This window comes from Micromonospora sp. NPDC005203, assembly GCF_042872705.1.
Taxonomy (GTDB): domain Bacteria; phylum Actinomycetota; class Actinomycetes; order Mycobacteriales; family Micromonosporaceae; genus Micromonospora.
Window position 1 is genome coordinate 33,033 of sequence record NZ_JBIAKV010000014.1, and the last position, 25,893, is coordinate 58,925.

At 71.6% G+C, this 25,893-nt stretch carries 24 protein-coding genes; 9 read left to right on the forward strand and 15 right to left on the reverse strand.

What is annotated here, in order from left to right; genetic code table 11:
* Positions 1-10: 10 nt before the first annotated feature.
* Both ACFYPM_RS25920 and ACFYPM_RS25925 read left to right on the forward strand, forming a co-directional pair.
* Positions 11-661, forward strand: coding sequence for a TetR/AcrR family transcriptional regulator (locus ACFYPM_RS25920; protein WP_387201909.1), 651 nt, complete (start codon positions 11-13; stop codon positions 659-661).
* A 701-nt stretch (positions 662-1,362) separates the two neighbouring features.
* The gene (locus ACFYPM_RS25925) at positions 1,363-2,049 is read left to right on the forward strand and encodes an SDR family NAD(P)-dependent oxidoreductase (protein WP_387201912.1); all 687 of its coding nucleotides are present in this window, start codon (positions 1,363-1,365) and stop codon (positions 2,047-2,049) included.
* A gap of 192 nt (positions 2,050-2,241) precedes the next feature.
* Here the strand turns inward: ACFYPM_RS25925 and arfB are convergent, their stop codons facing one another.
* The 7 genes from arfB to ACFYPM_RS25960 all read right to left on the reverse strand — a co-directional run bounded on the left by arfB (position 2,242) and on the right by ACFYPM_RS25960 (position 7,921).
* Positions 2,242-2,667, reverse strand: a complete 426-nt coding sequence (gene arfB / locus ACFYPM_RS25930; RefSeq protein WP_387201915.1) for an alternative ribosome rescue aminoacyl-tRNA hydrolase ArfB — start codon at positions 2,665-2,667, stop codon at positions 2,242-2,244.
* Positions 2,668-2,701: 34 nt separating this feature from the next.
* Complete coding sequence (locus ACFYPM_RS25935) at positions 2,702-2,998, reverse strand: hypothetical protein (RefSeq protein WP_357250584.1); 297 nt, start codon at positions 2,996-2,998, stop codon at positions 2,702-2,704.
* Between the two features lie 96 nt (positions 2,999-3,094).
* Entirely contained in the window at positions 3,095-3,949 is an 855-nt protein-coding gene (locus tag ACFYPM_RS25940; RefSeq protein WP_387201919.1) for a S1C family serine protease, read from the reverse strand.
* A gap of 80 nt (positions 3,950-4,029) precedes the next feature.
* Entirely contained in the window at positions 4,030-4,989 is a 960-nt protein-coding gene (locus tag ACFYPM_RS25945; protein WP_357250590.1) for a VWA domain-containing protein, read from the reverse strand.
* Positions 4,986-5,987, reverse strand: a complete 1,002-nt coding sequence (locus ACFYPM_RS25950; protein ID WP_387201923.1) for a DUF58 domain-containing protein — start codon at positions 5,985-5,987, stop codon at positions 4,986-4,988. Before ACFYPM_RS25950 ends, ACFYPM_RS25945 begins: the two co-directional genes overlap by 4 nt.
* On the reverse strand, positions 5,984-7,033 hold the full coding sequence (locus tag ACFYPM_RS25955) for an AAA family ATPase (protein ID WP_387201926.1): 1,050 nt from the start codon (positions 7,031-7,033) through the stop codon (positions 5,984-5,986). The genes ACFYPM_RS25950 and ACFYPM_RS25955 overlap by 4 nt, the downstream gene beginning before the upstream one ends.
* A gap of 378 nt (positions 7,034-7,411) precedes the next feature.
* Positions 7,412-7,921, reverse strand: a complete 510-nt coding sequence (locus ACFYPM_RS25960; protein ID WP_387201929.1) for a hypothetical protein — start codon at positions 7,919-7,921, stop codon at positions 7,412-7,414.
* 406 nt (positions 7,922-8,327) lie between these two features.
* Here ACFYPM_RS25960 and ACFYPM_RS25965 point away from each other — a divergent pair, with 406 nt between their 5' ends.
* Positions 8,328-9,263: an endonuclease/exonuclease/phosphatase family protein gene (locus ACFYPM_RS25965; RefSeq protein WP_387202256.1), complete on the forward strand. Its 936-nt coding sequence runs from the start codon at positions 8,328-8,330 to the stop codon at positions 9,261-9,263.
* 13 nt (positions 9,264-9,276) lie between these two features.
* On the opposite strand, the gene cimA is transcribed toward ACFYPM_RS25965, so the two are convergent.
* Positions 9,277-10,860 carry a citramalate synthase gene (gene cimA, locus ACFYPM_RS25970; RefSeq protein ID WP_387201932.1) on the reverse strand — a complete coding sequence of 528 codons (1,584 nt, stop codon included), beginning with the start codon at positions 10,858-10,860 and terminating at the stop codon, positions 9,277-9,279.
* A gap of 664 nt (positions 10,861-11,524) precedes the next feature.
* On the opposite strand from cimA, the gene ACFYPM_RS25975 reads away from it, so the two are divergent.
* From ACFYPM_RS25975 to ACFYPM_RS25985, 3 genes are all read left to right on the forward strand, one after another.
* On the forward strand, positions 11,525-12,055 hold the full coding sequence (locus ACFYPM_RS25975; protein ID WP_387201935.1) for a carboxymuconolactone decarboxylase family protein: 531 nt from the start codon (positions 11,525-11,527) through the stop codon (positions 12,053-12,055).
* Positions 12,056-12,199: 144 nt separating this feature from the next.
* Complete coding sequence (locus tag ACFYPM_RS25980; protein ID WP_387201938.1) at positions 12,200-12,658, forward strand: PRC-barrel domain containing protein; 459 nt, start codon at positions 12,200-12,202, stop codon at positions 12,656-12,658.
* Between the two features lie 55 nt (positions 12,659-12,713).
* Positions 12,714-13,469: a tyrosine-protein phosphatase gene (locus ACFYPM_RS25985; RefSeq protein ID WP_387201940.1), complete on the forward strand. Its 756-nt coding sequence runs from the start codon at positions 12,714-12,716 to the stop codon at positions 13,467-13,469.
* Between the two features lie 73 nt (positions 13,470-13,542).
* Here ACFYPM_RS25985 and ACFYPM_RS25990 read toward each other — a convergent pair whose 3' ends face one another.
* Positions 13,543-14,640: a branched-chain amino acid aminotransferase gene (locus tag ACFYPM_RS25990; RefSeq protein WP_387201943.1), complete on the reverse strand. Its 1,098-nt coding sequence runs from the start codon at positions 14,638-14,640 to the stop codon at positions 13,543-13,545.
* Positions 14,641-14,803: 163 nt separating this feature from the next.
* On the reverse strand, positions 14,804-15,835 hold the full coding sequence (locus tag ACFYPM_RS25995) for a 3-isopropylmalate dehydrogenase (protein WP_357250618.1): 1,032 nt from the start codon (positions 15,833-15,835) through the stop codon (positions 14,804-14,806).
* A 226-nt stretch (positions 15,836-16,061) separates the two neighbouring features.
* Between ACFYPM_RS25995 and ACFYPM_RS26000 the strand changes: the two genes are divergently transcribed.
* Positions 16,062-16,904 (forward strand): FAD:protein FMN transferase, encoded by an 843-nt coding sequence (locus ACFYPM_RS26000; protein WP_387201947.1) that lies wholly within the window; start codon positions 16,062-16,064, stop codon positions 16,902-16,904.
* Between the two features lie 300 nt (positions 16,905-17,204).
* Complete coding sequence (locus ACFYPM_RS26005) at positions 17,205-17,561, forward strand: hypothetical protein (RefSeq protein WP_357250624.1); 357 nt, start codon at positions 17,205-17,207, stop codon at positions 17,559-17,561.
* A gap of 76 nt (positions 17,562-17,637) precedes the next feature.
* Here ACFYPM_RS26005 and serA read toward each other — a convergent pair whose 3' ends face one another.
* The gene (gene serA, locus ACFYPM_RS26010; RefSeq protein ID WP_387201950.1) at positions 17,638-19,236 is read right to left on the reverse strand and encodes a phosphoglycerate dehydrogenase; all 1,599 of its coding nucleotides are present in this window, start codon (positions 19,234-19,236) and stop codon (positions 17,638-17,640) included.
* 222 nt (positions 19,237-19,458) lie between these two features.
* Between serA and ACFYPM_RS26015 the strand changes: the two genes are divergently transcribed.
* Positions 19,459-19,704 carry a hypothetical protein gene (locus tag ACFYPM_RS26015; protein ID WP_387201953.1) on the forward strand — a complete coding sequence of 82 codons (246 nt, stop codon included), beginning with the start codon at positions 19,459-19,461 and terminating at the stop codon, positions 19,702-19,704.
* Positions 19,705-19,754: 50 nt separating this feature from the next.
* Here the strand turns inward: ACFYPM_RS26015 and ilvC are convergent, their stop codons facing one another.
* The 4 genes from ilvC to ACFYPM_RS26035 form a co-directional block, all read right to left on the reverse strand.
* Positions 19,755-20,768: a ketol-acid reductoisomerase gene (ilvC, locus tag ACFYPM_RS26020; protein WP_387201956.1), complete on the reverse strand. Its 1,014-nt coding sequence runs from the start codon at positions 20,766-20,768 to the stop codon at positions 19,755-19,757.
* Between the two features lie 90 nt (positions 20,769-20,858).
* Complete coding sequence (gene ilvN / locus ACFYPM_RS26025) at positions 20,859-21,374, reverse strand: acetolactate synthase small subunit (protein WP_387201958.1); 516 nt, start codon at positions 21,372-21,374, stop codon at positions 20,859-20,861.
* Between the two features lie 79 nt (positions 21,375-21,453).
* Entirely contained in the window at positions 21,454-23,337 is a 1,884-nt protein-coding gene (locus ACFYPM_RS26030) for an acetolactate synthase large subunit (RefSeq protein WP_387201961.1), read from the reverse strand.
* A gap of 187 nt (positions 23,338-23,524) precedes the next feature.
* A complete protein-coding gene (locus tag ACFYPM_RS26035; RefSeq protein WP_387202259.1) occupies positions 23,525-25,879 on the reverse strand; it encodes a putative bifunctional diguanylate cyclase/phosphodiesterase in 2,355 nt (784 codons plus the stop codon).
* Between the last annotated feature and the right edge of the window lie 14 nt (positions 25,880-25,893).

The following is a 25,893-nucleotide window of genomic DNA, read 5'->3' on the forward strand; positions in this document are numbered from 1 at the left end:
ACCGATCGGCATGGAAAGGATCGGCAACTTCTGTACCGAGGAGTACGATGCGTTTATGGGTGGTACGCGCAGCACAGTCATCGGCCGTCCCCGCGGCTTCGACACTGACGAGGCGCTGGAACGCGCCATGCAGGTGTTCTGGAGGCAGGGCTATGAGGGCGCGAGCCTGATCGACCTGACTCGTGCCATGGGCATCACCAAGACCAGCATGTACGCGGCCTTCGGCAACAAGGAGCAGCTGTTCCGCAAGGCGTTGCAGCGCTACGTCGAGGGTCCGGGCAACTACCTCGACAGTGCGCTGGCCGAGCCGACCGCGCGAGCTGCCGCCGAAGCGATCCTGCGCGGCGCGGCCAGCACCTCGACCCTTCCGGAAGGCTTCGGGGGATGTCTGACGGTGCAGGGCGCGCTGCCGTCGTGCGACGATAGTCGGATCGTGCACGACGTGTTGGTCCAGTGGCGCAACGCCAGCGGGGCGCTGGTCGAGGAGCGCTTCCGGCGCGCCGTCGACGAGGGCGACCTGCCGGGCGACGCCGACGCGACGCGACTCAGCCGATACATCACGACGATCGCGTTCGGTCTCACAGTGCAGGCCGTCAACGGTCTCGACCACGCCGAGCTCGACGAGATCGTCGACCAGACCATGCTCTTCTGGCGGCCGTGAGCTCCTCCTGACCTGCACGCCCTGGCCGACCCGCCCGACGAGAATCCGCACCCGACGAGAAATCGGTACGCGAGGAGTGCGGCACCCAGGCGCCGACGTTCCTGAACCTGCATCCGGGCGGGTCGCCGCAGCGGGTGCTCGAGTCGCTGCGCGCCGAGAGCGACCGGGTCATGACGCGAGCCACGACAATCTGGGCAAGGACGGCAGCCCTCACTACGGGCGGGCCGACTACTGACCGCGCGAGCACATGAGCGCGTACTGGATCACCTCGGCGGGAAGGGCGACCCGAGCGCGACCGGACTGCCGCACTTGCCCACCGTGGGGCGGGTGCCCGGACAAGTCATGGAGTTCGGGCACGACACCGCGCTCGCGCCCCGCCCGCGGGCGACCGCCATCGACTTCTGGATGAGCTACACCGGGCCGATTCCCCGAGGCTGGCGCTGCGGCGGTCGCGGCGGTCCGGGTTTCGGGCGGAGCCAGAGTCTGTCGCCGTAGGACGGTCAGGAACCTCGCCTTCCTCCGCCACTCGAGGACCCTCTGGTCCGTCGAAGGCCCCCGGTTGTCCGATGGCTGGAGCGCTCATGGCCGCCAACTTACCGAACGGTACAGAACGTGACGCGACTAACGGACCGATCGGTACAAATCTTGCTACCGTAGAAGGTGCAACGGACCGGTACGAAAATGCCTTTCGAGGGAGAGACATGACCATCACGCTGATCACCGGCGCGAACAAGGGCCTCGGCCACGAGACCGCCAAGCAGCTACTCGACCTCGGCCACACCGTGTACGTCGGCGCCCGAGACGTCGAGCGGGGGGAGCGGGCCGCGGCGGCGCTCGGCGCCCGATTCGTGCAACTCGACGTCACCGACGATGCCTCGGTGCACACGGCGCTCGCGATCATCGACGCGGCCGAGGGCCGGCTCGACGTCCTGGTGAACAACGCGGGCATCCTTGGCGCCGGTGCCGTCGACGGACCGACAGCCCTGCGCGTGTTCGACACCAACGCGGTCGGGATCGTCCGGGTCACGGAGGCCGCACTGCCGCTGCTGCGCAAGTCCGCAAACCCCAGGGTCGTCACGCTATCGAGCAGCATGGGGTCCTTCTGGGTGGTGACCAACCCTGACCGGCCGGAGTACGGCATGCCGCTCCCGCTGTACTCGGCGTCGAAGGCGGCGGCCACGATGCTCACCGTCCAGTACGCCAAGATCCACCCGGGCATCAAGTTCAACGCCCTCGAACCCGGCACCACCGCCACCGACATGACCGCCGCGTTCGGGATCGGGCGGCCGGTTACGGAAAGCGCCAAGACTGTCGTACGCCTGGCCACCCTCGACGCGGACGGCCCGACGGGTACCTTCACGGACGAGTCCGGTCACCTGAGCTGGTAGGCGCCGTGTGCCTTCCGGCCGTCGTGGCTGACGGCCGGAAGGCGCCCCGGATGGGTTGATCAGCTTGGCCGGCAGGTGGTGTGACGGGCCGGCGTCGTGCCCTCGACCAGCCACCCCGGCCCGTGGTGACGGTGAGGGCGCAGGCGTTGGTATTGATGAGAAAGACGCCGTGGCCGCTGAACGGCGTTGGTCCTAGTCGTCGTCGGCGCGGCGGTCGCGTTTGCGCTGGGACTGGCGCTTCTTCTCGGCGAGCCGGCGCTCCTTGGCCCCACGGGACGGGCGGGTCGCCCGGCGGGGTGGCGGCGGGGGTGCGGCGGCCTCCCGCAACAGCGCGGTCATGCGTTCGCGGGCCGCCTCCCGATTGGCCAGCTGGGCGCGGTGCTCACTGGCAGCGATCGTCAGCACCCCGTCGACCAGGCGGTTGGCCAGCCGGGCGAGTGCCCGGGACCGCAGCCACTCGGGCACGGCCGGAGAGTTGGCCAGGTCGTAGCTCAGCTCGACCCGGGAGTCCGCGGTGTTCACACCCTGCCCACCCGGCCCCGACGAGCGGGAGAACCGCTCCCGCAGCTCCCCGGCGGGAACGATCCACCGATCGGTCACCCGCAGTCCGTCGTCCACGCCCCGAGGCTAACCCGCGGCGACCTGCCAGGGGTCATCGGTGCGGGGTCTTGCTCTGCGTGGGCGACTGGCTGGGTGCCGGCCCGGCGGCCTCCTCGTCGGAGCCGACCGCCGCGTACGCCACCGCGCCGAAGAGCAGGAGCGCGATCACCCCGGCCTTCACGGCGACCCCACGGATCAGCGACCAGGCGCCTCGACGGGCGCCCGGCACCGACTTCCGGACCGTCTGGTAGTCGTTCCACCCGCGTCGCGCCCGGGCGTACGCCGACCCCACCGCACATCCGATGACCAGGCCCACCAGCAGGAGGACCGCGAGAAGAGGACGCTCCACCTCCGCCAGTATTCATACCGACAGTGATATTTCCATAGCCCGATGCGGTCCGGCCGGATATCCGACACTGGCCGCGCGGGCGGCTGTCCGGGCAGGTCAGCCGCCCTTGCCGATGATCGTGTCGGCGGTCTGCTGCACCTGGTCGATCGGGATGGCGAACCCGATGCCGATCGAGCCGCTCCCGTCGATGGTGGCGATGGCGGTGTTCACTCCGACCACCTCCCCGCGGGCGTTGACGAGCGGCCCTCCCGAGTTACCGGGGTTGATGGACGCGTCGGTCTGCACCGCACGGTGCCGGTTGTTGCCCAGCCGTACCTCGCGGTCCAACGCGCTGACGATTCCCGCGGTGACCGTTCCGGCCAGGCCGAGTGGCGAGCCCACCGCGAGCACCGATTCACCGACCCGGGTCGCACCCGGTTTGGCCATGGGCAACGGGGTGAGACCGGCCGCTGCCGGCACCTTCAGCACCGCCAGGTCGCTGCGCGGCTCCCGGCCCACCACCTCGGCGGCGAACCGGCGGCCGTCGGGCAGCTCGACGGTCACCGGCCCGCCACCACCCTTGGCCAGGATGTGGTCGTTGGTGATCAGGTGCTGCTGGTCGTCCACCGCGAAGCCCGAGCCGGTCGCGGACCCGGCCGACGTACCACCGGCCAACACCGACACCACCCCGGGTACGGTCTTCTCGGCCGCGGTGACCAGTTCGGCCGGCACCGGGGCGGCGGACGCGGCAGCCGGGCCGGGCGCCCCGTCCCGGGCGGCCACCACGCCCCCGGCGACGGCCCCCGAGACGGCGGAGAGCGCCACCACGGCCAGTGCGGCGAGCAGCCGTCGTGGCCTTCGCTCGCCCGGGTCGCGTTCGGGCGTGTCCCACCACCCGCGCCCGTCCGGGTCGAGTTGGGGTGAGATGAACCAGGGACCGCGCGGTTCGCCCAGTCCGGTCTGTACTGCCATGCGTACTCCTCACGGTCGACGGCGGTGGTGCACGGCGGTGGTGCACCGCGGTGGTGCACGGTGGCGGTGGTGCACGGCGGTCAGGGCAGGCGGGAGAACCAGCGCATCGATCCGGCGGCGGCGCCCATGGCGAACACCAGTCCCAGGCCGATGAACCGAGCCGAGACGTCCTGCCGCTCTGTGCGGTAACCGACCGAGCTGCCGATGTCGTCGTAGACGGCCCGTAGCTCGTCGGTGGTGCTGGCCTCGTGGAACATCCCGCCGGTCTCCTCGGCGACCTCCTTGAGGGTCTGCCCGTCGACCGGCACCTGGATGGGCCGTCCGCCTCGGTCGACGAACCCGGACGGCGTCCCGAAGGAGATGGCGTGCACCGGCACCTCCGCCGTCACCGCCTCCGCGGCCGCTTCCATCGGGTCCATTCCGGAGGTGTTGGCCCCGTCGGAGAGCAGGATGATCCGGGCTGGTGGTGTCTCCTTCGCGGCCTCGCTGTCCAGGCTCTTGACCGCGCCGAGGGACGTGTTGATGGCCTCGCCGATCGCGGTGCCCTGCACGCCGGTGATTCCCTCGGCGAGCCGGCCGATCCCCTCGTCGAGGGCGTCGCGGTCGGTGCCGGGCGGCACCAGCACGGCCGCGCTGCCGGCGAACGCGACGAGACCCACGTTGAACTCGTCGGGCAGGCCCTCGACGAACCGCCGGGCCGCCTGCTTCGCCGCGGCCAACCGGTCCGGCTCCACGTCGGTGGCGAGCATCGACGTGGACACGTCCACCGCCACCATCACCGTGGCACGTTCCCGGGGCACCTGGACCTCGGCGCTGGGGCGGGCGAACCCGACGACCAGCAGGGCAAGCATGGCCAGGAAGAGCCCGGCCGGTACGTGCCGACGCCAGGCGGGCCGCTCCGGCGCCACCCGGTCCAGCAACCGCAGGTTGGTGAAGCGGACGGCGTAGCGGCTGCGCCCGCGCTGCATCAGCAGGTACGCGCCGACGAGGGCGAGTACGCCGAGCAGCAGCCAGAGTCGCAGCGGCGACTGCCAGGTCACGCGACACCTCCCCGGGCCGGGGCGACCGGCGCGGTGGCCAGTCGACGCTGGGCGTGCACGTGCCGGACGATGTCCGCGCTCCAGTCCCCGTCGGTGCGCAGGGGCAGGTGCGTGGCGCCGCTGCGGCGCAACGACTGGTGGATTTGGTCGCGCTGGGCGGCGGCGGCCTCGGCGTACCGTTCGCGCAGCCGGCGGTCCGATGTGCACACCTCGCGGCGTCGGCCGTTCTCCGGGTCCATGAGCGTGATCAGGCCGACGTCCGGCAGCTCCAGCTCACGGGGGTCGGTGACCTCGATCGCCAGCACCTGGTGCCGGACGGCGAGCCGGCGCAGGGTGCGTTCCCAGGGCGCTGGCTGGGCGGGGTCGTCGGGCAGGCCGTCGAGGAAGTCGGAGACCACCACGACCAGACCACGTCGGTTGGCGATCCGGTGCAGCGCGTCGAGCCCGTCGGCCAGGTCCGGCGGCCTCCACCCCGGCCGGTCGACGGGCGCGGTGGGTCGCGGGGCGGCGAGCAGCGTGCGCAGCAGGGTGAGCAGATGGGTACGTCCGCTGCGGGCCGGGAAGCGGCGTACCCCGTCGGCGCGCAGCACCTGGGCGCCGAGGCGGTTGCCGACGCCCGCGGTCAGGAAACCGACCGCCGCGACCGCGGCCACCGCCAACTCCCGCTTGTCCAGCTCGGCGGTGCCGAACTCCATGCTGGCGCTGCCGTCGACGAGCAGCCAGGTGGTCAGTTCCCGGTCGGCGTCGAGCTGGCGGACGTGCGGTACGCCGGTGCGGGCCGTCACCGCCCAGTCCATCCGGCGGACCTCGTCCTCGCCCGGTCGGTACTCGCGGCTGCCCGCGGGTTCACTGCCCGGCCCGGGCAGCAGGCCGCGGTACTGGCCGTGCAGCAGTCCGTTGAGCCGGCGCGTGACGGTCAGTTCCAGGCGGCGGACCCGCTGGTCCGGGGCCAACTCGGCCAGGCCGGGGTCAGCCGGCGCGACGTTCGCTCGTCTCATGCCGCCGCCAGATCCGGCGTCTGCTGTGGGTGGCTGCTGGCCAGCCGGGGCGGTGGCACCGCCTCGACCAGCCGCCGCACCAGGCTCTCCGCCGTCACCCCGTCGGCCACCGCGTCGAAGGAGAGCACCAGCCGGTGGGCGAGGACGTCGACAGCCAGCTCACGGACGTCCTCGGGCAGCACGTACTCCCGTCCCCGCAGCAGGGCCTGTGCCCGGGCGGCGGCGACCAGGCCCAGGGTGGCCCGCGGGCTGGCGCCGTACGCCAACAGCGGGGCGATCTCCGGTAGCCCGAAGCGGCCCGGGTCACGGGTGGCGAGGATCAGCCGTACCACGTACTCGGCGAGCGCGTGGTGGACGAAGACCCGCTCGGCGTGGACCTGGAGGTCCCGCAGTCGTTGCGCGTCGAGCACCGGGCGCGGGACCGGCCGGTCGGTGCTCATCCGGTAGAGGATGGCCAACTCGTCGGCGTCGCTGGGGTAGTCGACCACCACCTTCATCAGGAACCTGTCGCGCTGCGCCTCCGGGAGTTGGTAGACCCCCTCGGACTCGATCGGGTTCTGCGTGGCCAGCACCAGGAACGGTTCCGGGACCGGCCAGCTGCGCCCGCCGATGGAGACCTGCCGTTCGGCCATGGCCTCCAGCAGCGCCGACTGCACCTTGGCCGGGGCACGGTTGATCTCGTCGGCCAGCACCAGGTTGGCCATGATCGGACCCAGCTCGATGTCGAAGGTCTCCTTGGAGGCCCGGTAGATCCGGGTGCCGACGATGTCGGAGGGGACCAGGTCCGGGGTGAACTGGATCCGGGAGAAGGTGCCGCCGACGACCGTGGCGAGGGTCTGCGCGGCCAGGGTCTTGGCCACCCCGGGTACGCCCTCCAGGAGGCAGTGCCCGTTGGCGATGAGTGCGGTGAGCAGGCGTTGGACGAGCCGATCCTGCCCGACGATCACGCGTTTGACCTCGAAGAGGGTCTGTTCCAGCTCGACGCCGGTCGGCTCGGGATCGACCGAGCTGGGCATGCTGGCCAGGGTGTCCGAGATGTCCGTCACGGTGCTTGCTTCCCGGGGCGAGGGCTCGGCAAACGTCGGATTGTGCGGCCCGGACCGGCCCGGAGTGGCCCGAACGGGGATGAGTCGCACGCAAGCGTGACGATCGGCGCGAGGCACCGCGACAACGGCTGATCGACGCCGCGCTCGCGCCTGATCGACTCGGTTTTCCGCAAGTCGGGGTGTCCACCTATCCAGGACACCCCGACCTCTTGGAAGTCGAGTCGATCACCCCGAGCACGGCGGCAAGCGGCGCACGGAGGGCCGGGCTGCACGGGACCCCGAGCACGGCGGCGGGCCGCCCGCTGCGGTCGGGCGGTGCGGGGGTGATCAGCACCCGGCCCCCGCGCAGAGGAGCGCGGGGGCCGGGTGTCGATTCGGTCAGGGCGTGTGCGTGAGCAGGGTGAAGCCCAGGTCGGTCGGTACTCCCGCCGAGTTGCGGGTCTGGATGAAGACCGCGTTGGGCGTACTCAGCCGCCGGGCGACCGCGACCTCACCGGCTGGCGGGATGCAGCAGGCGTCGGCTCGGGAGATGGTGGCCAGGTAGGCGCCGGCCGACACGTTGTAGCCGAACTGCACCTCGTATTCGCCGACGCCGTACTTGAGCACCGTGCCGGTGCCACGCGCCTTGGTGCCGTTGGCGTTGACGACGGTGAACCAACTGGCGGCCGCCATCGTGGTGACCCCGCCGGCCTTCAGCGCGGCCTTCGCCGAGCGTGCGGACTCGGCGGTGACCGGCGGCTGGCTGTTCGTGCCCCGATTGACCGGCTTGGCGACGGCCTGCGGCGCCTTCGCCGACGGCTGGGCGACGGCGATCCCCCCGCCGACCAGAGTGAGCGCCAGGACAGCGAACGTGACCGCTGCCGCCTTGCGTCGGAAGGATGTTTCCATGACAGGTCCCCCTTGTGTGACCGTGCGAATTCGGCCGACCCGCGGGGCGGGACGGATAATTGCCGATGAATAGGCGGATGACGACGCTGGGGTGCGGGAAACCTAACCCACTGACAACCGGTGAGGTTAATTTCTGAACGATCTACATCCCGTCTGAGCTGGGATTACTACTCAGAGTTGCGTCGTGTGAACCAGATGGAACGTAGCACCGAAAAAAGCTGGCCGTCAATAGTTGATCTCACTTTATCGAGTTGTCAATCAGCCGTCAGATAATTGTGAAAGGTGAACGCGCCACCATTCACGAAAGGTTTTCGGCGCACCCACTAGGATCAGCTTCATGATCGTCGACGGGACACCCGCGCCTCTGCCCGCGGCGCGGTGGCACCGCAGCGCTCGGCTCGGCACGGTGCTCTGCTGGCTGACGGTCACGCCGATCGCCCTCTGGGCCGCCGTCCGACTGCTCGGCCTGGACCGGGGTCCCCTGGTGCAGGCGCTCGCCTTCACGCCGTACGTCGCGGGTCTCAGCGTGCTGCCACTGGCCCTCGCACTCGCCCTGCGGCGCTGGTGGCCGGCGGCGGTCGCGACCCTGACCGCGGTGGCGTTGCTCGGCGTCGTCGCACCCCGGGCGCTGGCCTCCCCGCAACCCGCGGTGGCCGGGCCGACCGTGCGGCTGCTCACCGCCAACCTGCTCGCCGGCGCCGGCGACGCCCGGACGCTTGTCGAGCTGGTCCGGCGGCACGGGGTGGACGTGCTCACCGTGCAGGAGTTCACGCCGGAGGCGCGGGCCGCCCTGGATCAGGCCGGCCTCGACCGGCTGCTGCCGCACCGGCAGCTCAACCCGGAGATCGGCACGCCGGGCTCCGGGCTCTACTCGCGGTGGCCGCTGACCGACGTCGGCCTCCGGCGCAACCTCAACGGGTGGGGCTTCACCCAGGCGTACGGGACGGTGGCCGTCCCCGGCGCACCCCCGGTACGGGTCGAGTCGGCCCACCCCTCGGCCCCGTACGCGCTGGACCAGGTCGGCAACTGGCGGGCCGACCTGACCGCCCAACCTCCGGCCAGCCCGGACGGCGCCCTGCGGATCCTTGCCGGCGACTTCAACGCCACTCTCGACCACGGTCCGCTGCGCGCCCTGCTGCGCACCGGTTACGTGGACGCCGCCGACGCCGCCGGCGAGGGCCTGACCGGCACCTGGGGGCCATACGACGGTGACCTCATCCCACCGGTCACCATCGACCACGTTCTCGTCGACCGTCGCATCGCGGTCCGGTCGGTGCGGGTGCTGACCCTCCCCGGCAGCGACCACCGCCCGGTCCTGGCCACGCTCACCCTCCCAGAGTGATCCTGCCGCCGGGTCAGACCGAGGCGGGTGCCAGGCCGTAGGTGAGGGCGTCGATCAGGGCGTGCCAGCTGGCCTCGACCACGTTGGGGTGTACGCCCACCGTGGTCCAGTCCCGGCCGGTGCCGTCGGCGGTCTCCAGCAGCACCCGGGTCACCGCGCCGGTGCCGTGGCTGCCCTCCAGGATGCGCACCTTGTAGTCGGCCAGCTCGAAGCCGCGCAGCTGCGGGTAGTGCTTGGCCAGCCCCACCCGCAGCGCCTCGTCGAGCGCGTTGACCGGGCCGTTGCCCTCGGCGGTGGCGATCACTCGCTCCCCGCGTACCCGGATCTTGACGGTCGCCTCGGAGACCACCGAGCCGTCCTCACGGTGTTCGACGAGCACCCGGTACGACTCCAGGGTGAACGGTCGCGCCGGGCCCCCTTCGGGCAGCTCGGAGCGGACCAGCAGCTCGAAGGAGGCGTCCGCGGCCTCGAAGGACCAGCCGCCGGCCTCCAACTCCTTGACCCGCTTGGTGACCCGGGTCAGCGCCTCCGGACTGCCGGCCAGGTCCAGACCGAGCTCACGACTCTTCAGCTCGACACTGGCCCGGCCGGCCATCTCGGTGATCAGGATCCGCATGTCGTTGCCCACCACCGACGGGTCCACGTGGTTGTAGAGCAACGGGTCGACCTTGATCGCGCTCGCGTGCAGCCCCGCCTTGTGGGCGAAGGCGGCGGCCCCGGCGTACGCCTGGTGGGTGTCGGGGGCGATGTTGGCGATCTCGGCGATGGCGTGCGAGACCCGCACCATCTGCGCCAGGCAGCCCTCCGGTAGGACCGGCATGCCCAGCTTGAGTTGGAGGTTGGCGACGACCGCGAAGATGTCGGCGTTGCCGGGGCGTTCGCCGTACCCGTTGGCGGTGCCCTGGACGTGGCGCACACCCGCCTCCACGGCGGCGATCGTGTTCGCCACCGCGCAGGAGGTGTCGTTCTGGGCGTGCATGCCGAGCAGCCCGGCGTCGATCCCCAGCCGGTCAATCAGGTCGCCGATCACGGCGGTCACCTGGGACGGCAGCATGCCGCCGTTGGTGTCGCAGAGCACCATCCGCTCGGCGCCGGCGGCCAACGCGGTCTGCACCACCGCCGCGCCGTACGCGGGGTCGTGCCGGTAGCCGTCGAAGAAGTGCTCGCCGTCGACGAAGACTCTCCGGCCCTCGCGGACGAGGTGGCTGACGGTGTCGTGGATCATCGCCAGGTTCTCCGCGCCGGTGGTGCGCAGCGCCCGCTCGACGTGCCGGCTGTCGGCCTTGGCGACGAGCGCCACCGCCGGGGTCTGTGCGTCCAGCAGTGCCCGCACCTGGGGGTCGTCGGCGACCGCGACACCGGCCTTGCGGGTCGCGCCGAACGCGACAAGCACGGCGTGCCGCAGGTCCAACTCCGTGCGCGCCCGACGGAAGAACTCGGTGTCCTTGGGTACCGCGCCCGGCCAGCCGCCCTCGATGAAGCCGACGCCGAACTCGTCGAGCAGCCGGGCCACCGCCAGCTTGTCGACCACCGAGTAGGTGAGCCCCTCGCGCTGGGCGCCGTCGCGCAAGGTCGTGTCGAAGACCTGGAACGTCATCAGGATCCTTTCTCGGAGCAACAAAAAGACCTCCCGCGGGTGCGGGAGGTCTGCGCGCTCGGCGGAGGGGAGAGCCGGCGCGCTAGGTCGCAATAATCAGGGCGGTGCTGGTCACGATGGCCACTCTGCCATCCCGCACCCATTTTTGGGAGGACCAATCCACATAGCGGGAAAGTCACTGAGCGTTCGTTCACCCCGAACCGTCGCTCGTGATCGGCTTCACAAGCCATCAGGCCCCTCATCGGCGCAAACAGCCATGCGGAAGCATCTGCGATGGATCCAGTGACGGCCACCGTGCCGTCGGCAAGGAGGACCTGTGCTCACCGTCGGTGACCGCTTACCTGAGCACGGACTCACCACCTGCGTATCCCTGGGCGCCAACAACGCGTCCACGACGATCGACCACACGTCCCACGAGGGCACGTGGCGTCTGGTCCTCGTCGGGGGGGGGGGGGGGGGGGGCCCCCCCCCCCCCGCGGGGGGGGGGGGGGCCCCCGCCCACGGCGGCCCCACCGGCCGCCCCCCCCCGGAGCGCGCCCCCACACCCCCAAACCCCCCCCCCCCCCCCCCCCCCCCCCCCCCCCGGGGGGGGGGGGGGGGGGGGGGGCCGGGGGGGGCGGTTGCCCCCCCCCCCCCCCCCCCCGACGGAGATCGGGGTCTGACCATGGGCCTGGACGCGATCAAGGCGGCCCTGCCGGAGTACGCCAAGGACATCGCGCTCAACCTGGGCGTCACCATCGGCACCTCGGCGTTGACCCCGGCGCAGAGCTGGGGCACCGCGCTGGCCTGCGCGGTGACCGCCCGCGACCCGGTGGTGCTGCGGGAGATCGTGGCCGAGGCCCTCGGCCACCTCGGACCGCAGGGTGTCGAGGCGGCCAAGGGCGCCGCGGCGATCATGGCGATGAACAACGTCTACTACCGGGCCAAGCACCTGATCGGCGACGACCAGTACGCATCGATGCCGGCCCGCCTGCGAATGCGGATCATCGCGAGGCCGGGGGTGGACAAGGGCGACTTCGAGCTGTGGTGCCTCGCCGTGTCGGCCATCGCCGGCTGCGGGGTCTGCCTGGAGCTGCACGAGAAGAAGCTGCGCGGCAGCGGCTTCACCCGGGAACAACTGCACGAGGCCCTGCGGATCTCCGCCGTCGTGCACGCCGCGGCGGTCACTCTGGGCGCCGAGGCCGCACTGGCCTGAGCAGGTACGACCCGACGGGTCGACGTCACACCCCGCGGCCTCGGCCCGTCGCCGTGCCGCGGTCTGTCGCCGTTTCCGGCCCCCGGCGGCCGGGTAGCTCCTGCCGGGACATGAGCTGATCGGTGACAGTCAGGAGTGAACGGCATGGACAGGATCGATCCGCACGCCACGCACGCCGGGCCGGACCCGCTGCACGGTGGCGACCAGGGCGTCGTGCCCGGTGGCGCACCAGCCGGCACGTTCGACCCCTGGCGGTACCGGGACCAGGCCGGGGTGGCCGACGCCGACCTGGTCGGCTACAAGGTCGAGGCCAGCGACGGCGGCGTCGGCAAGATCGACAGTGCCAGCCACGAGGTTGGCGGCAGCTACCTGGTGGTGGACACCGGCCCCTGGATCTTCGGCAAGAAGGTGATGCTGCCGGCCGGCACCGTCAACCAGGTCGACCACGGCCAGCGCACCGTCTCCGTCGACCGCACCCGGGACCAGATCAAGGCCGCCCCGGAGTACGACGAGAGCAGCCACAGCGACCCGAGCTACCGGGATCAGCTGGGCGGCTACTACGACGAGACGTACGGCGCCCTCCCACCGGGCACGGCCCGCTGACTGTTCGACCCGACGGCCGGTGGGGTGTGGTCCCACCGGCCGTTACCGTGTGAGCGTGGACGCCATCGACGAAAATCGTCAGACCTCGCTGCCCGCCACCTTCAACTTCCGCGACGTCGGCGGCCACCTCGGCCACGGCGACCGACCCGTCCGCCGGGGCCGGCTCTTCCGATCCGACTCGCTGCACCGCCTCACCGAGCAGGACCGGGACGCGTTCGCCGCGATCGGGATCCGCACCGTGATCGACCTGCGCCGGCCCAGCGAGGTCCAGCGGGACGGCCGGGTGCCGGCATACCAGGGGCTGACCTACCGCAACATCCACCCGGAGCACGCCGACTGGACGAGCACACCGCACCAGGAGGGCGCCAGCCTGGCCCGTTATCTCGCGGACCGCTACGCCGACCTGGCCCAGACCGGCACCGCCGGGCTGGCCGAGGCGGTCGGGCTGATCGCCGACTCCGCCAACGCCCCGACGGTGGTGCACTGCGTCGCCGGCAAGGACCGCACCGGCATCGTCTGTGCGCTGACGCTCTCCGTGCTCGGCGTCGACGACACGGACATCACCGCGGACTACGCGCTCAGCGGCGAGGCGTCGGCCCGGTTCAGTGCCTGGCTGGCGACCACCAGCCCGACTGGCCCGGCCGTGCCGGCGCCGTTTCTGGCCTCGCCCGCCGAGGCGATGCAGCTCTTCCTCGACGAGCTACGCGAGGGGTACGGCTCGGTCGAGGCGTACCTGCGGCACGCCGGGGTGACCGACGAGCAGCTCGCCGCCCTCCGCGACCACCTGCTCGACGAGCCGACCGAGGCGTAGCCCGCCGGGGCCGACCACGACCGCCGACTGCGCCGGCCAGTCCGACGGGGACGGGCCGGCGCGGCCACGGAGGTCAGAGGACCCGCTGCACCCAGCCGTACTCGTCGGCCGCCTTGCCGCGCTGGATGTTCACCAACTGCTCGCGGATGCTCATGGTGACCCGGCCGGGCTCGCCGCCACCGACCAGGAACTCACCGTCGGGGAAGCGGACCCCGCCGATCGGGGTGACCACCGCGGCGGTGCCGCAGGCGAACACCTCCCGGAGGCGACCGCTGGCCGCGTCGGCCTGCCAGTCGGCGAAGCTGACCGGTCGCTCCTCGACCACGTGCCCGGCCGCACCGGCCAGCGTGAGGATCGCGTCGCGGGTGATGCCCGGCAGGATCGTGCCGGTCAGCGGCGGGGTGACGATCGAGTTGTCGTCGTAGACGAAGAAGACGTTCATGCCGCCCAACTCGTCCACGAACCGGCGCTCCACCGCGTCCAGGAAGACGACCTGGTCGCAGCCGGCCTCGATCGCCTCGGCCTGGGCTGCCAGCGACGTCGCGTAGTTGCCGCCGCACTTGGCCGCGCCGGTGCCGCCGGGCGCGGCCCGGGTGTAGTCCGGCGAGACCCAGACGGTGACCGGCTTGACCCCACCGGTGAAGTACGCGCCGACAGGTGAGGCGATCACCAGGTAGAGGTATTCGTTGGCCGGGCGGACGCCGAGGAAGACCTCGCTGGCGAACATGAACGGCCGCAGGTAGAGGCTGCCGTCCTCGCCGGTGGGGATCCACTCCTGGTCGATCTCGATGAGCTTGTGCAGCGAGTCGACGAACACCTCGGGCGGCAGCTCCGGCATCGCCATCCGCTGCGCCGACGCGGCGAACCGGGCCGCGTTGGCGTCCGGCCGGAACATCGTCACGCCGCCGTCGGCCGTCCGGTACGCCTTCAGCCCCTCGAAGATCTCCTGCGCGTAGTGCAGCACCGCGCTGGCCGGGTCCATCGGGATCGGGCCCCGCGCCTCCACCCGGGCGTCGTACCAGCCCTTGCCCTCGGCGTAGCGGACGGTGACCATGTGGTCGGTGAAGACGCGGCCGAACCCGGGGTTGGCCAGCAGGGCGGCCCGGTCGGCGGCGGATACCGGCGCGGGATTCGGACGGATCTCGAAGTCGAGCATGTCACCACCGCTCATCGGGCTGACCTCCCTGCGGGACAACGGCATGCGGGACCGCACACCGAATTGGCTGTGCCAGAAACTTACCCGAACGGCCGTTCAGCGGGTAGCGCCGCTCGGGCGAGACGGACGGTCCGGCCGAGCCGAGAGCTGGGCCGGCCGCTGCTGGGGCCGGGGGCGGTCAGGCTACGGCGTGGGCCGCGAGCCGATCCCCGACCTCTTCGGTCCGCAGCGCCACGCCCGGAGTGCGGGCGGCCAGCTCGGCGGCGACCGCCGCGTTGACCCGAGCCGCGGACTCGGTGTGCCCGAGCTGCTCCAGCAACAGTGCGGCGGAGAGCACGGCGGCGACCGGGTCGGCGATGCCCCGCCCGGCGATGTCCGGCGCCGAGCCGTGTACCGGCTCGAACATCGAGGGGTACGCCCCCTCGGGGTTGATGCAGCCGCTTGCCGCCAGCCCGATCCCACCGGTGACGGCGGCGGCGATGTCGGTGAGGATGTCACCGAAGAGGTTGTCGGTGACCACCACGTCGTAGCGCTGCGGCTGGGTGACCAGAAACATCGCGGCGGCGTCGACGTGCTGATATTCGGTGGCGATGTCCGGGTGCTCGGCGGCGACCAGGTCGAAGGTGCGCGACCAGAGCGACCCGGCGTGGGTGAGCACGTTGGTCTTGTGCACCAGGGTGACCTTGCGTCGCTCCCGGCGCGCGGCGCGGGCGAACGCGTCGCGGATCACCCGCTCCACGCCGTGCCGGGTGTTCAGGCTCTCCTCCGTGGCGACCTCGGCGGGAGTGTCGCGGTGTAGCGTGCCACCGGCCCCGGCGTAGAGGCCCTCGGTGCCCTCGCGGACCACCACGAGGTCGACCTCGCCCGGCTTGACGTTGCCGAGCGGGCCGGCGACCCCGGGCCAGAGCCGGGACGGGCGCAGGTTGACGTACTGGTCGAACGCGAAGCGGAGCTTGAGCAGCAGCCCCCGCTCCAGGACACCGGGCGGGACCGTCGGGTCACCGACCGCGCCGAGCAGGATCGCGTCGTGCCCGGCCAACTCGGTCAGCACCGAGTCGGGCAGCACCTCTCCGGTACGGTGCCAGCGGGCCGCGCCGAGGTCGTACTCGGTGGCCTGCACGCCTGGCAGCACCGCGTCGAGGACCTTGCGGGCCTGCGCGACCACCTCGGGCCCGATGCCGTCTCCGGCCACCACCGCGATCCGCGCCACGACCGCACTCCTCTGCTCAACGGGTCCGTCCCGGCAACGGTACGTCGCTGTCCCGCCTCCCGGTACGCGGCGTCCAACAGGTGAGAAATTGGGATGCACAGCAGCCTCTCAGCTGGGACTCATGAGGCGGTCATGTCCGCTGCCTACGGTGTGGTCAGCGGGTCACGGGGGCCGGCCGACCGCCGGGTCGCGACGACGCGGCACCGAGTGCGAGGGGGCAGATGCGATGCGCATCGACGAGCAGCCGCGAACCCGCTGGCCGGACCCGTCAGCATTCCGCAGTCGTCGACCGGACCTTCGCCTCGGCAGCCGCCGACAGCGGATCGACCCGGCCGGCGCCACCGAGGGGCGGATCGCCGTGCAGCACACCGTCCGCACCGCGACCGCCGAATACACCCTCCTCCTCAACGCGCCCGAGTGGCTCGGCCGCCGGGGCGTGGGCGAGGCTCTGCGGGACAGCGTCGCGGAGCTGCGCGCCATCGACCTCACCTACGGCCCCAACCGGCCGGAGAGCCTGGTCTCCCGGCTGCGCCGGGGTGAGATCAGCCCGGATTCGTACGCCCCGCTCGCCGACCTGGTGGACCGCTGCGCGGCCATGCGCGCGGCCACCGACGGGTGGTTCGACGCCTGGGCGGTGCCCGGCGGCTTCGACCCGGGTGGCCTGCTCGGTGGCTGGGCGGTGGAACGGGTCGCCGAGCGGCTTCGGGCCGCGGGAATCCACGACTACGCCGTGCTGGCCGGAGCCGACCTCGTCGTCCGCGGCCACGCGCCGCACGGTGGGCCGTGGCGGGTCGCGGTGCACCACCCCACCGCACCCGAGCGCGCACCGCTGGTGTTGGAGATGACCGCCGGCGCGGTCGGCACCTCCGGGGTGACCGGGCGACAGGGGCACGTGGTGGACCCGCACACCGGCGAGCCGGCCGACCAGCTCGTCGCCGCCACGGTCGTGGGTCCGGACCTGACGATCGCCGACGCCTACGCCACCGCGCTGTACGCCGCCGGCCCCACCGGCCTGGCGTGGTTCCGGGGCAACTCCCACTATCAGGCGCTCTTCGCCCACCGACGCTGAGTGTTGCGATCGGCCCCCACGCTCTCGGCAACGATCGTGGGGGCCGATCAGCGACGAGTGCGCGTGGCTCGCACAATCGAGGGGTGCGGACCGGTCGCGCCGGATGCCGACCGCGCCACCCGAAGACGGGCCGGCGCCTCGAACTCGGCCAGTGACCGCAGTACGTACGCTAGCGAATCGACGCAACTCGACGCAAGAGTCTCTACACCGGACCGTCGTGACGGGATGCTCCGGACCCGATGGTTGACCGGCGGCGAGGCAGTTTCGACATGGTGAACGGCGGATGGCACGCTATCCGCCGTGAGTTTCGATCTGAGCGTGTGGGCCCTGGAGGCCGGGGCGACGCCCGAGGACGTGCGGACAGCGGTCAACGGTTGCCGGCAGGGGCGACACGTGGACCGTTACCCGGATCCGCGGGTGGTCAGCTTCTACCGGGCGATCACCGCGTCCTATCCGGACCGTCACCCCGGCGCGAACAGCCCGTGGGCGGTGGCACCACTGCACGCCGCCCACGACCATGTCGAGCTGAACCTGCACCCGACCTGCGCGGACCAGGTGCTGCTGGACATCGAGCGGCTGGCCGGCGAGCACGGGCTGATGCTCTTCGACCCGCAGGACGGCTCGGTCTACCCGCCCCCGGCGCGACTGCCCGGCTGACCTGACCGGCGACACGGCCTGGGAAATGACGAGGGGGCCCGGCGAATCGCCAGGCCCCCACGGTGCGTCTCGGTTACTACTCGTCGCGCAGATCAGCGGCGCTGGCCGCGGTCGCGCCGATCGACTCGGCGGCCGAGGTGAGCAGGTCGGCGCCGAGCGCCTGGTCGACGGTGAGCGTCATCAGCGTCTCGCCACCCGCCTCACGCCGGGCCACCTGCATGGCGGCGATGTTGATGCCCGACTCGCCGAGCAGGGTACCGACCGTGCCGACGACACCGGGCCGGTCGGCGTAGCGCAGGAAGAGCAGGATGCCCTCCGCGCCGATCTCCACGTCGAAGCCGTCCACCTCGGTCAGCTTGAGCACGTCACGAGCACCCGAGTGGGTGACCGTGCCGGAGACACTCACCGTCCGGCCGTCCGGCAGCGCGCCGCGTACGGTGACCAGGGTGGGCTGCTCGGCCGTCTCGGCCAGGGTCGCCAGGGTGACCTCGACGCCCCGCTCCGCGGCCAGGTGCGGCGCGTTGACGTAGGTGACCTGCTCTTCGACCACCGAGCTGAACAGGCCCTTCGTCGCGGCGAGCTTCAGCACCGACACGTCGTGCGCGACGATCTCGCCGCGAACCTCGACGGTGACGCTGGCCGCGATGCCGCCGGCGACAGCGGTGAACGCCCGGCCCAGCTTCTCGGCCAGCGGCAGCAGTGGCCGCACGTCCTCGGCGACCACGCCGCCGGCCTGCACGTTCACCGCGTCCGGCACGAACTCGCCCTGCAACGCGAGCTTGACGCTCTTCGCCACGGCGAGACCGGCCTTGTCCTGCGCCTCGTTGGTGGAGGCGCCCAGGTGCGGGGTGGCCACCACGTTGTCGAAGGCGAACAGCGGCGAGGAGGTGCACGGCTCCTTGCTGTACACGTCGACACCGGCGCCGGCGACCCGGCCCTCGGCGATGGCGTTGGCGAGCGCCTGCTCGTCGACGAGGCCACCACGGGCGGCGTTGACGATGCGAACGCCGGGCTTGACGATCGCCAGCTCCTTCTCACCGATCAGGCCGACCGTCTCCGGCGTCTTCGGCAGGTGGATGGAGATGAAGTCGCTCTCCCGCAGCAGCTCCTCCAGCCCGACCAGGCGGACGCCGAGCTGCGCCGCACGGGCCGGCTGGATGTACGGGTCGTACGCGATCAGCCGGGTGCCGAACGCGGCGATGCGAGACGCGAAGAGCACGCCGATGCGACCGAGCCCGACCACGCCGACGGTCTTGCCCTGCACCTCGACGCCCGTGTACTTCGACCGCTTCCACTCCCCCGCCTTGAGCGCAGCGCTGGCGCTGGCGGTGTTCCGGGCGACGGCGAGCAACAGCGCGACGGCCTGCTCGGCGGCGGAGACGATGTTGGAGGTGGGCGCGTTCACGACCATCACGCCCCGCGCGGTGGCGGCCGCCACCTCGACGTTGTCCAGCCCGACACCGGCCCGGGCAACCACCTTGAGTCGCGGTGCGGCGGCGACCGCCTCCGCGTCGATCTGGGTCGCGCTACGCACGATGACGGCGTCGGCCTCGGAGAGCGCCGAGAGCAGGGCCGGACGGTCGGTGCCGTCGACGTGCCGGACGTCGAAGTCGTGGGCGAGCACCTCGATGGCGGCGGGGGCGAGTTCTTCGGCGATCAGTACGACAGGATTCATCGGTCCTCGTAGAGGTCGTGTTTGCGATCGGCGCGGGCGGCCGGGCGCAGCACTGCGCCCTGCGCTGATCCGTGCCGTGGCCGTCAGGTGCCGGCTGCTGCACCTACAGGCGATCGTAGGGGCCTGGCTGGTCGGCGTGTTCCGGTCTTCGGGGTGAGTGCCCTCACACGCGCGGTCGAGCGACGGACATCGGCCGTTCACCACACCGACACGTTTGCTCCGGTGCACGACGACCGGCGGCACAGCCCTCCGGAGGACGCCGCCTTGGTGCTCGCCGTGCGCCGCACGCTGCTGCGACAGCTGACCCGCGTCGATCCCGCGCGGTTCGGCCCGGAGCTGGCCGAGGCGTTGGTCACCCGGTCCCAACAGGTGAAAATCCGGCGCGGCGTCATGTCCCGACGGACAGCCGAGGCGATCGGGATCCGCTGCCGCGGAGCATCACGGCCAGCGGCCGGCGACCCGCGCTGAGAAGAGCGCTGGATCGCCGGCCGCTGGTGGACCGTTCCTGGTCGTACGCGTCAGGCGGTCTCGGTGATCGGGCGGTCGACCCAGCTCATCATGCCGCGCAGCTTCTTGCCGGTCTCCTCGATCGGGTGCGCCGCACCCTCGGCCTGCCACTTGGTGAAGTTGGGCCGGCCGGCCTCGTCCTCGGCGACCCACTCGCGGGCGAACTCGCCGGACTGGATCTCACCAAGGATCTTGCGCATCTCGTCCTTGACCCGGGAGTCGATGATGCGCGAGCCGCGGGAGAGGTCGCCGTACTCGGCGGTGTCGGAGATGCTGTAGCGCATCTTCGCGATGCCACCCTCGTACATCAGGTCGACGATCAGCTTCAGCTCGTGCAGGCACTCGAAGTAGGCGACCTCCGGGGCGTAGCCCGCCTCGGTGAGCACCTCGAAACCGGTCTGCACCAGCGCCGAGGCACCGCCGCAGAGCACCGCCTGCTCGCCGAAGAGGTCGGTCTCGGTCTCCTCGGTGAAGGTGGTCTTGATCGCGCCGGCGCGGGTGCCGCCGATCCCCTTGGCGTACGCGAGGGCGAGGGCGAAGGCGCTGCCGCTGGCGTCCTGCTCGACGGCGACGAGACAGGGCACGCCCTTGCCGTCGGCGTACTGGCGGCGGACCAGGTGGCCGGGGCCCTTCGGCGCGACCATCGCCACGTCCACGTCGGCCGGCGGCTTGATCAGGTCGTACCGGATGTTGAAACCGTGGCCGAAGAAGATGGCCTTGCCCGCGGCGAGGTTCGGGGCGATCGACTCCGAGTAGATCGAACGCTGGGCGGTGTCCGGCGCGAGCACCATGATCACGTCGGCCTCGGCGGAGGCCTGCGCCGGCGTGAGGACCCGGAAGCCCTGCTCCTCGGCCTTGGGCCGGCTCTTCGAGCCCTCCGGCAGACCGATCACCACGTCGACGCCGGAGTCCCGCAGCGACAGCGCGTGGGCGTGGCCCTGGCTGCCGTAACCGATGACCGCGACCTTCTTGGCCTGGATCAGGCCGAGGTCGGCATCGTCGTCGTAGAACACCTCAACGCTCATGAGAACTTCCCTTTCGTACGACGGCCGGGGCGGCCCGTCGTGGCTGTGCGGATGGGTTCGGGACGGCCCGGCCGGGCCGACCGGTGGCGGTCAGGCGGCCCGGAGCGCGGGACCGACGGTGATCGAACGCGAGCCGCGCCCGATCGCCACCAGCCCGGACTGGACCATCTCCTTGATCCCGAAGGATTCAAGATCGCGGAGTAGCGCGTCGAGCTTGTCCGGGGTGCCGGTGGCCTCGATGGTCAGCGTGTCCGGGGCGACGTCGACCACCCGGGCGCGGAACAGGTTGACGGTCTCCAACACCTGGGACCGGGCGGACCGGTCGGCGCGGACCTTCACCAGCAGCAACTCCCGGGCGACCGAGACCTGCGGATCCAGCTCAACGATCTTGAGCACGTTGACCAGCTTGTTGAGCTGCTTGGTGACCTGCTCCAGCGGAGACGACTCGGCGTTGACCACGATGGTGATCCGGGAGACGTCCGGGTTCTCGGTCTCACCGACGGCGAGACTGTCGATGTTGAACCCGCGCCGGGAGAACAGGCCGGAGACCCGGGCGAGCACACCGGGCTTGTTCTCCACGAGCACGGACAGGGTGTGCATCGTCATGCCGTGGCCTCGTTCCGCTCGGTCATGGCATGGCCATGCGCAACACTGAGCTTGATGATTCGTTCGCTTCGCTCACTCATCAAATGTCATCCTCGTCGAAGACCGGGCGGACGCCGCGGGCGAACATGATCTCGTCGTTGCTGGTGCCGGCAGCGACCATCGGCCAGACCATCGCGTCCTTGCCGACCACGAAGTCGATCACGACCGGAGCGTCGTTGATCTCCATGGCCGCGGCGATGGTCTTGTCCACGTCGTCGGCGGTCTCGCAGCGCAACCCGATGCAGCCCAGCGCCTCTGCGAGCTTGACGAAATCCGGAATGCGGTGCTTGTGGGTGCCGAGGTCGGTGTTGGAGTAGCGCTCGTTGTAGAACAGCGTCTGCCACTGCCGGACCATGCCGAGATTGCCGTTGTTGATCACGGCGATCTTGACCGGAATGCCCTCCAACGCGCAGGTGGCCAACTCCTGGTTGGTCATCTGGAAACAGCCGTCACCGTCCACCGCCCAGACCACCGTGTCCGGCTTGCCGACCTTGGCGCCCATCGCCGCCGGCACCGCGTAACCCATCGTGCCGAGACCGCCGGAATTCAACCAGGTGTACGGCTTCTCGTAGGAGATGAACTGGGACGCCCACATCTGGTGCTGGCCCACCCCGGCCACGAAGATCGCGTCCGGGCCGACGATCTCGCCCAGTCGCTTGATCACGTACTGCGGGGACAGCGTGCCGTCCGCCGGCTCGTCGTAGCCCAGCGGGTAGCGGTTGCGCAGGTCGTCCAGCTGAGTCCACCAGTCGCCCAGGTCGGTGCTCCGCCCCGCCGACCGCTCGACGGTCACCGCGGCGATCAGCTCGTCGATGACGTGCTTGGCGTCTCCGACGATCGGCACGTCCACGTGCCGGTTCTTGCCGATCTCCGCCGGGTCGATGTCCGCGTGCACCACGGTCGCGTCCGGGGCGAACGAGTCGAGCTTGCCGGTGACCCGGTCGTCGAACCGCGCGCCGAGCGCGACGATCAGATCCGCCTTCTGCAGGCCGTAGACCGCCGCGACGGTGCCGTGCATGCCGGGCATGCCCAGGTGTTGCTGATGCGAGTCGGGGAACGCGCCGAGCGCCATCAGCGTGGTGACCACCGGGATGCCGGTCAGCTCGGCCAGTCGGCGCAGCCCGTCCGTGGCGCCGGCCTTGAGGACACCGCCACCGACGTAGAGCACCGGCCGGCGGGCGGCGGCCATCAGCCGCGCCGCCTCCCGGATCTGCTTGCCGTGCGGGTGCAGGGTCGGCCGGTAGCCGGGCAGGTCCAGGGTGGGCGGCCAGGCGAAGGTGGTCTGCGCCTGGAGCACGTCCTTGGGGATGTCGACGAGCACCGGGCCGGGCCGGCCGCTGCTGGCCAGGTGGAACGCCTCGGCCAGCACCTGGGGGATCTCCTCGGCGTTCTGCACGAGGAAGTTGTGCTTGGTGATCGGCAGGGTGATGCCCTGGATGTCCGCCTCCTGGAAGGCGTCGGTGCCGATCGACGGGCGGGCCACCTGCCCGGTGATCGCGACCATTGCCACCGAATCCATGTAGGCGTCCGCGATCGGGGTGACCAGGTTCGTCGCACCCGGGCCGGAGGTGGCGATGCACACGCCGACCTTGCCGGTGGCCTGCGCATACCCGGTCGCCGCGTGCCCCGCGCCCTGCTCGTGGCGCACCAGGATGTGCCGGACGCTGGAGTCGTAGAGCGGGTCGTACGCCGGCAGGATCGCGCCGCCCGGGATGCCGAAGACGACGTCGACCTCGAGCGCCTCGAGGGACCGCACGAGCGAACCGGCCCCGGTGACCTGGGCCGGCGCGGAGGGCCGTACCGCCGGAACGGCCGGGGTGGCCGCGGAACGCGCGGCGGCCGGGTCGACGTCGGCGGTCGGGTCGACGGCCGCACGGGCCCGGCGGGCGGAGTGGGCGAGTGTCTCGGGCGTGGGTCTCGTCATGACGGTTCTGGCCTTCGGCTGGAGTGGCTGGTGGCTAGTCAAGCGATGCGACGCGGGCGGGGCCCGCCTCGCCAGGTTCCGATGGCAATAAAAACGGCCCTCGTGCAGATGCACGGGGCCAGCGCACTCTCAATGGGGAGAGTGCGCTCAGGTAAGTACTCGCAGCGACCGGTACGACGACATGCGGCTAAGCCTGACGCATCTCACGCGATGAGTCAACTGCTCCCACATGTTGGTCAACGGACGTCGGCGAGTCGCCCGGCGACTCGCCATCGGCAGCCGGGTTGACCTGCGCGTGACCGCCCGGAACCCGGCGTGGCGGGGGCACCGGCGTGGGCCGTGCACCCGGTGAGGTGGCCGCCTCCAGCATCGCCTCCAGGTGCTCGGCCGGCACCCCCCAGCCGAAGAGCGCGCCCTGGCCGAAGCGGCAGCCGGCGGCCACCACCGCGGCCAGCTCGGTAGGCGTGGTCACCCCCTCGGCGATCACCTCCAGGCCCAACTGGTGGCCCAGTCGCATGACGATGTCGACCATCGGGGCGAACGCCGGACCGTCCCGACCGACCGGCCGGACCGGCTCGTGCTCGGCCACCAGACTGTGGTCGATCTTCAGAATGTCGATCGGCAGCCGGCGCAGCTGCCCCAGTGACGAGTAGCCGGCCCCGAAGTCGTCGAGCGCGATCCGGACACCTGTCAGCCGCAGAGCGGTCAGCCGCCGGATCAGCTCGTCCAGGTCGGTGGCGACGGCGTGCTCGGTGACCTCCAGCACCAACCGCTGCGGCGGCACGTGGTGGGCGCGTAGCGCCTCGGCGACCTGGACCACGTACTCCGGGGCGTGCAGCTCGCGCGGAGAGACGTTCACCGACACCCAGACGTCGTGGCCGTCCGCCAGCCAACGGGACAGTTGGTAGCAGGCCTGGTGCAGCACCCACGCACCCAGCGGGGCGATCATGCCGCACTCCTCGGCGAGCGGGATGAACTCGTCCGGGCCGACGTTGCCCAGCTCGGGGTGGTGCCACCGCAACAGCGCCTCGGCGCCGACCGGCCGCACCGACGGCAGCGACGCCACCGGCTGGAAGGCCAACCGCAGCTCGTCACGATCGATGGCGCCGCGCAGCTCGTGCTCCACCGTCGTCCGCCGGCGCAGCAGCTTGTCGTACGCGGCGTCGTAGCGTTCGATCCGGTTCTTGCCGCGCTGCTTGGCGTAGCGCAGTGCGAGGTCGGCGTGGCGCAACAGCAGCTCCACGTCCGGCTCGCCGGCCCACCCGGCCACCCCGATGCTCACCGAGAGGAAGATTGGCCCCTCCGGCTCGTCGTACGGCCGGTTGACCACCCCGAGCAACCGCTCGGCGACACGGTCGGCCTCGGCCGGGCGGCCCTGCATGAGGACGGCGAACTCGTCGCCACCCAACCGGGCGGCCACGTCGCCGGGGCGCAGGTTGTTTCGCAGCCGCCGCCCGACCTCGGCCAGCACAGCGTCACCCACGTCGTGGCCGCGCATGTCGTTGACGTTCTTGAAGCCGTCCAGGTCGAGACCGAGCAGCACGCACGGAGTGCCCGCCGCGGCGCTGTCGTGCAGTGCGCGCAGCAGCCCGCGCCGGTTGGCCAACGACGTCAGCGGGTCGGTGTGCGCCAGCTCGCGGAAGTGCGCCTCCCGCTCGGCCAGGCGGCCCGCGTACCCCCGGACGTCGCGCAGGGTGAGGTATTGCCGCGCCACCAGGGCGAAGCCCTCCACGCTGCCGGCCACGATGCCGGCGGCGGTGAACCGGCCGTTCTGGGCGAGGTGGTACATCGCCGAGGCGGCCATCGCGACCATCGGGGCGATCGCGTACTCGCCGTCGCGACCGATCAGATCCACCTCGACCTGCCCCGGCCGGTCGGCCCGGTGCACGGCGAGCGCGACGGTCAGCAGACCGGCGGCGAGCACCGCAGCGCCGGTCAACGCCATGGTCGGCCCGGTCTGGCAGAGCCCGGCGCTGAGACCCATCCCGCCGCAGCTGACCGCACTGATGCCGACGCCCAGCGTGGCGAGCCGTCGACGGGGTGCGGCGGCCCGGAAGATGACGATCACGGCGAGCCCGGCGCCGAGCGCGGCACTCACCGTGACCACCAGGATCGCCGGGCAGGCCGTCGGGGTGGCGTCGCCGAGCAGCCGGGTGGGCTCGGAGAAGAGCACCCAGCCGACGAACCACAGCGCCGCCGCCATCACCAGCCCGTCCAGGGCGAGCCGGGCCGTGCCCGCAGCGGTGGCGGCCACCCCCGGCAGCCGGAGCAGCCCGGCGGCGAAGGCCAGCCCACTCACCGCCGTGCCGATCGCCACCGCGGTCGCCCAGCCCGTGCGCTGCCCCTGCTCGTGGGTCCAGTGGTGGTTCGCGTTGAGCGCGGCGACCACCCCGGCCAGCAGGCTGAGCAGGGCGACCCCGGCCCCCGCCGCGAGCAGCACGTGTGCCGGTCGACGCGGCCCGGTGCGCAGCCGGGCGACCAGGGTCAGCAGCACGGTGGCCGCAGCGGCGACGAGCCCGCTGAGCCCCGCGACAGCGACCATGCCCGGGGGGAGTT

What these genes read in the sequence shown, in the direction of transcription:
- ACFYPM_RS25920 (WP_387201909.1), top strand. Translation starts at nt 11, where the DNA reads ATGGAAAGGATCGGCAACTTCTGTACCGAGGAGTACGATGCGTTTATG.
- ACFYPM_RS25925 (WP_387201912.1), top strand. Translation starts at nt 1,363, where the DNA reads ATGACCATCACGCTGATCACCGGCGCGAACAAGGGCCTCGGCCACGAG.
- ACFYPM_RS25940 (WP_387201919.1), bottom strand. Translation starts at nt 3,949, where the DNA reads ATGGCAGTACAGACCGGACTGGGCGAACCGCGCGGTCCCTGGTTCATC.
- ACFYPM_RS25950 (WP_387201923.1), bottom strand. Translation starts at nt 5,987, where the DNA reads ATGAGACGAGCGAACGTCGCGCCGGCTGACCCCGGCCTGGCCGAGTTG.
- ACFYPM_RS25960 (WP_387201929.1), bottom strand. Translation starts at nt 7,921, where the DNA reads ATGGAAACATCCTTCCGACGCAAGGCGGCAGCGGTCACGTTCGCTGTC.
- cimA (WP_387201932.1), bottom strand. Translation starts at nt 10,860, where the DNA reads ATGACGTTCCAGGTCTTCGACACGACCTTGCGCGACGGCGCCCAGCGC.
- ACFYPM_RS25975 (WP_387201935.1), top strand. Translation starts at nt 11,525, where the DNA reads ATGGGCCTGGACGCGATCAAGGCGGCCCTGCCGGAGTACGCCAAGGAC.
- ACFYPM_RS25980 (WP_387201938.1), top strand. Translation starts at nt 12,200, where the DNA reads ATGGACAGGATCGATCCGCACGCCACGCACGCCGGGCCGGACCCGCTG.
- ACFYPM_RS25990 (WP_387201943.1), bottom strand. Translation starts at nt 14,640, where the DNA reads ATGAGCGGTGGTGACATGCTCGACTTCGAGATCCGTCCGAATCCCGCG.
- ACFYPM_RS26000 (WP_387201947.1), top strand. Translation starts at nt 16,062, where the DNA reads ATGCGCATCGACGAGCAGCCGCGAACCCGCTGGCCGGACCCGTCAGCA.
- serA (WP_387201950.1), bottom strand. Translation starts at nt 19,236, where the DNA reads ATGAATCCTGTCGTACTGATCGCCGAAGAACTCGCCCCCGCCGCCATC.
- ilvC (WP_387201956.1), bottom strand. Translation starts at nt 20,768, where the DNA reads ATGAGCGTTGAGGTGTTCTACGACGACGATGCCGACCTCGGCCTGATC.
- ilvN (WP_387201958.1), bottom strand. Translation starts at nt 21,374, where the DNA reads ATGACGATGCACACCCTGTCCGTGCTCGTGGAGAACAAGCCCGGTGTG.
- ACFYPM_RS26030 (WP_387201961.1), bottom strand. Translation starts at nt 23,337, where the DNA reads ATGACGAGACCCACGCCCGAGACACTCGCCCACTCCGCCCGCCGGGCC.
- ACFYPM_RS26035 (WP_387202259.1), bottom strand. Translation starts at nt 25,879, where the DNA reads ATGGTCGCTGTCGCGGGGCTCAGCGGGCTCGTCGCCGCTGCGGCCACC.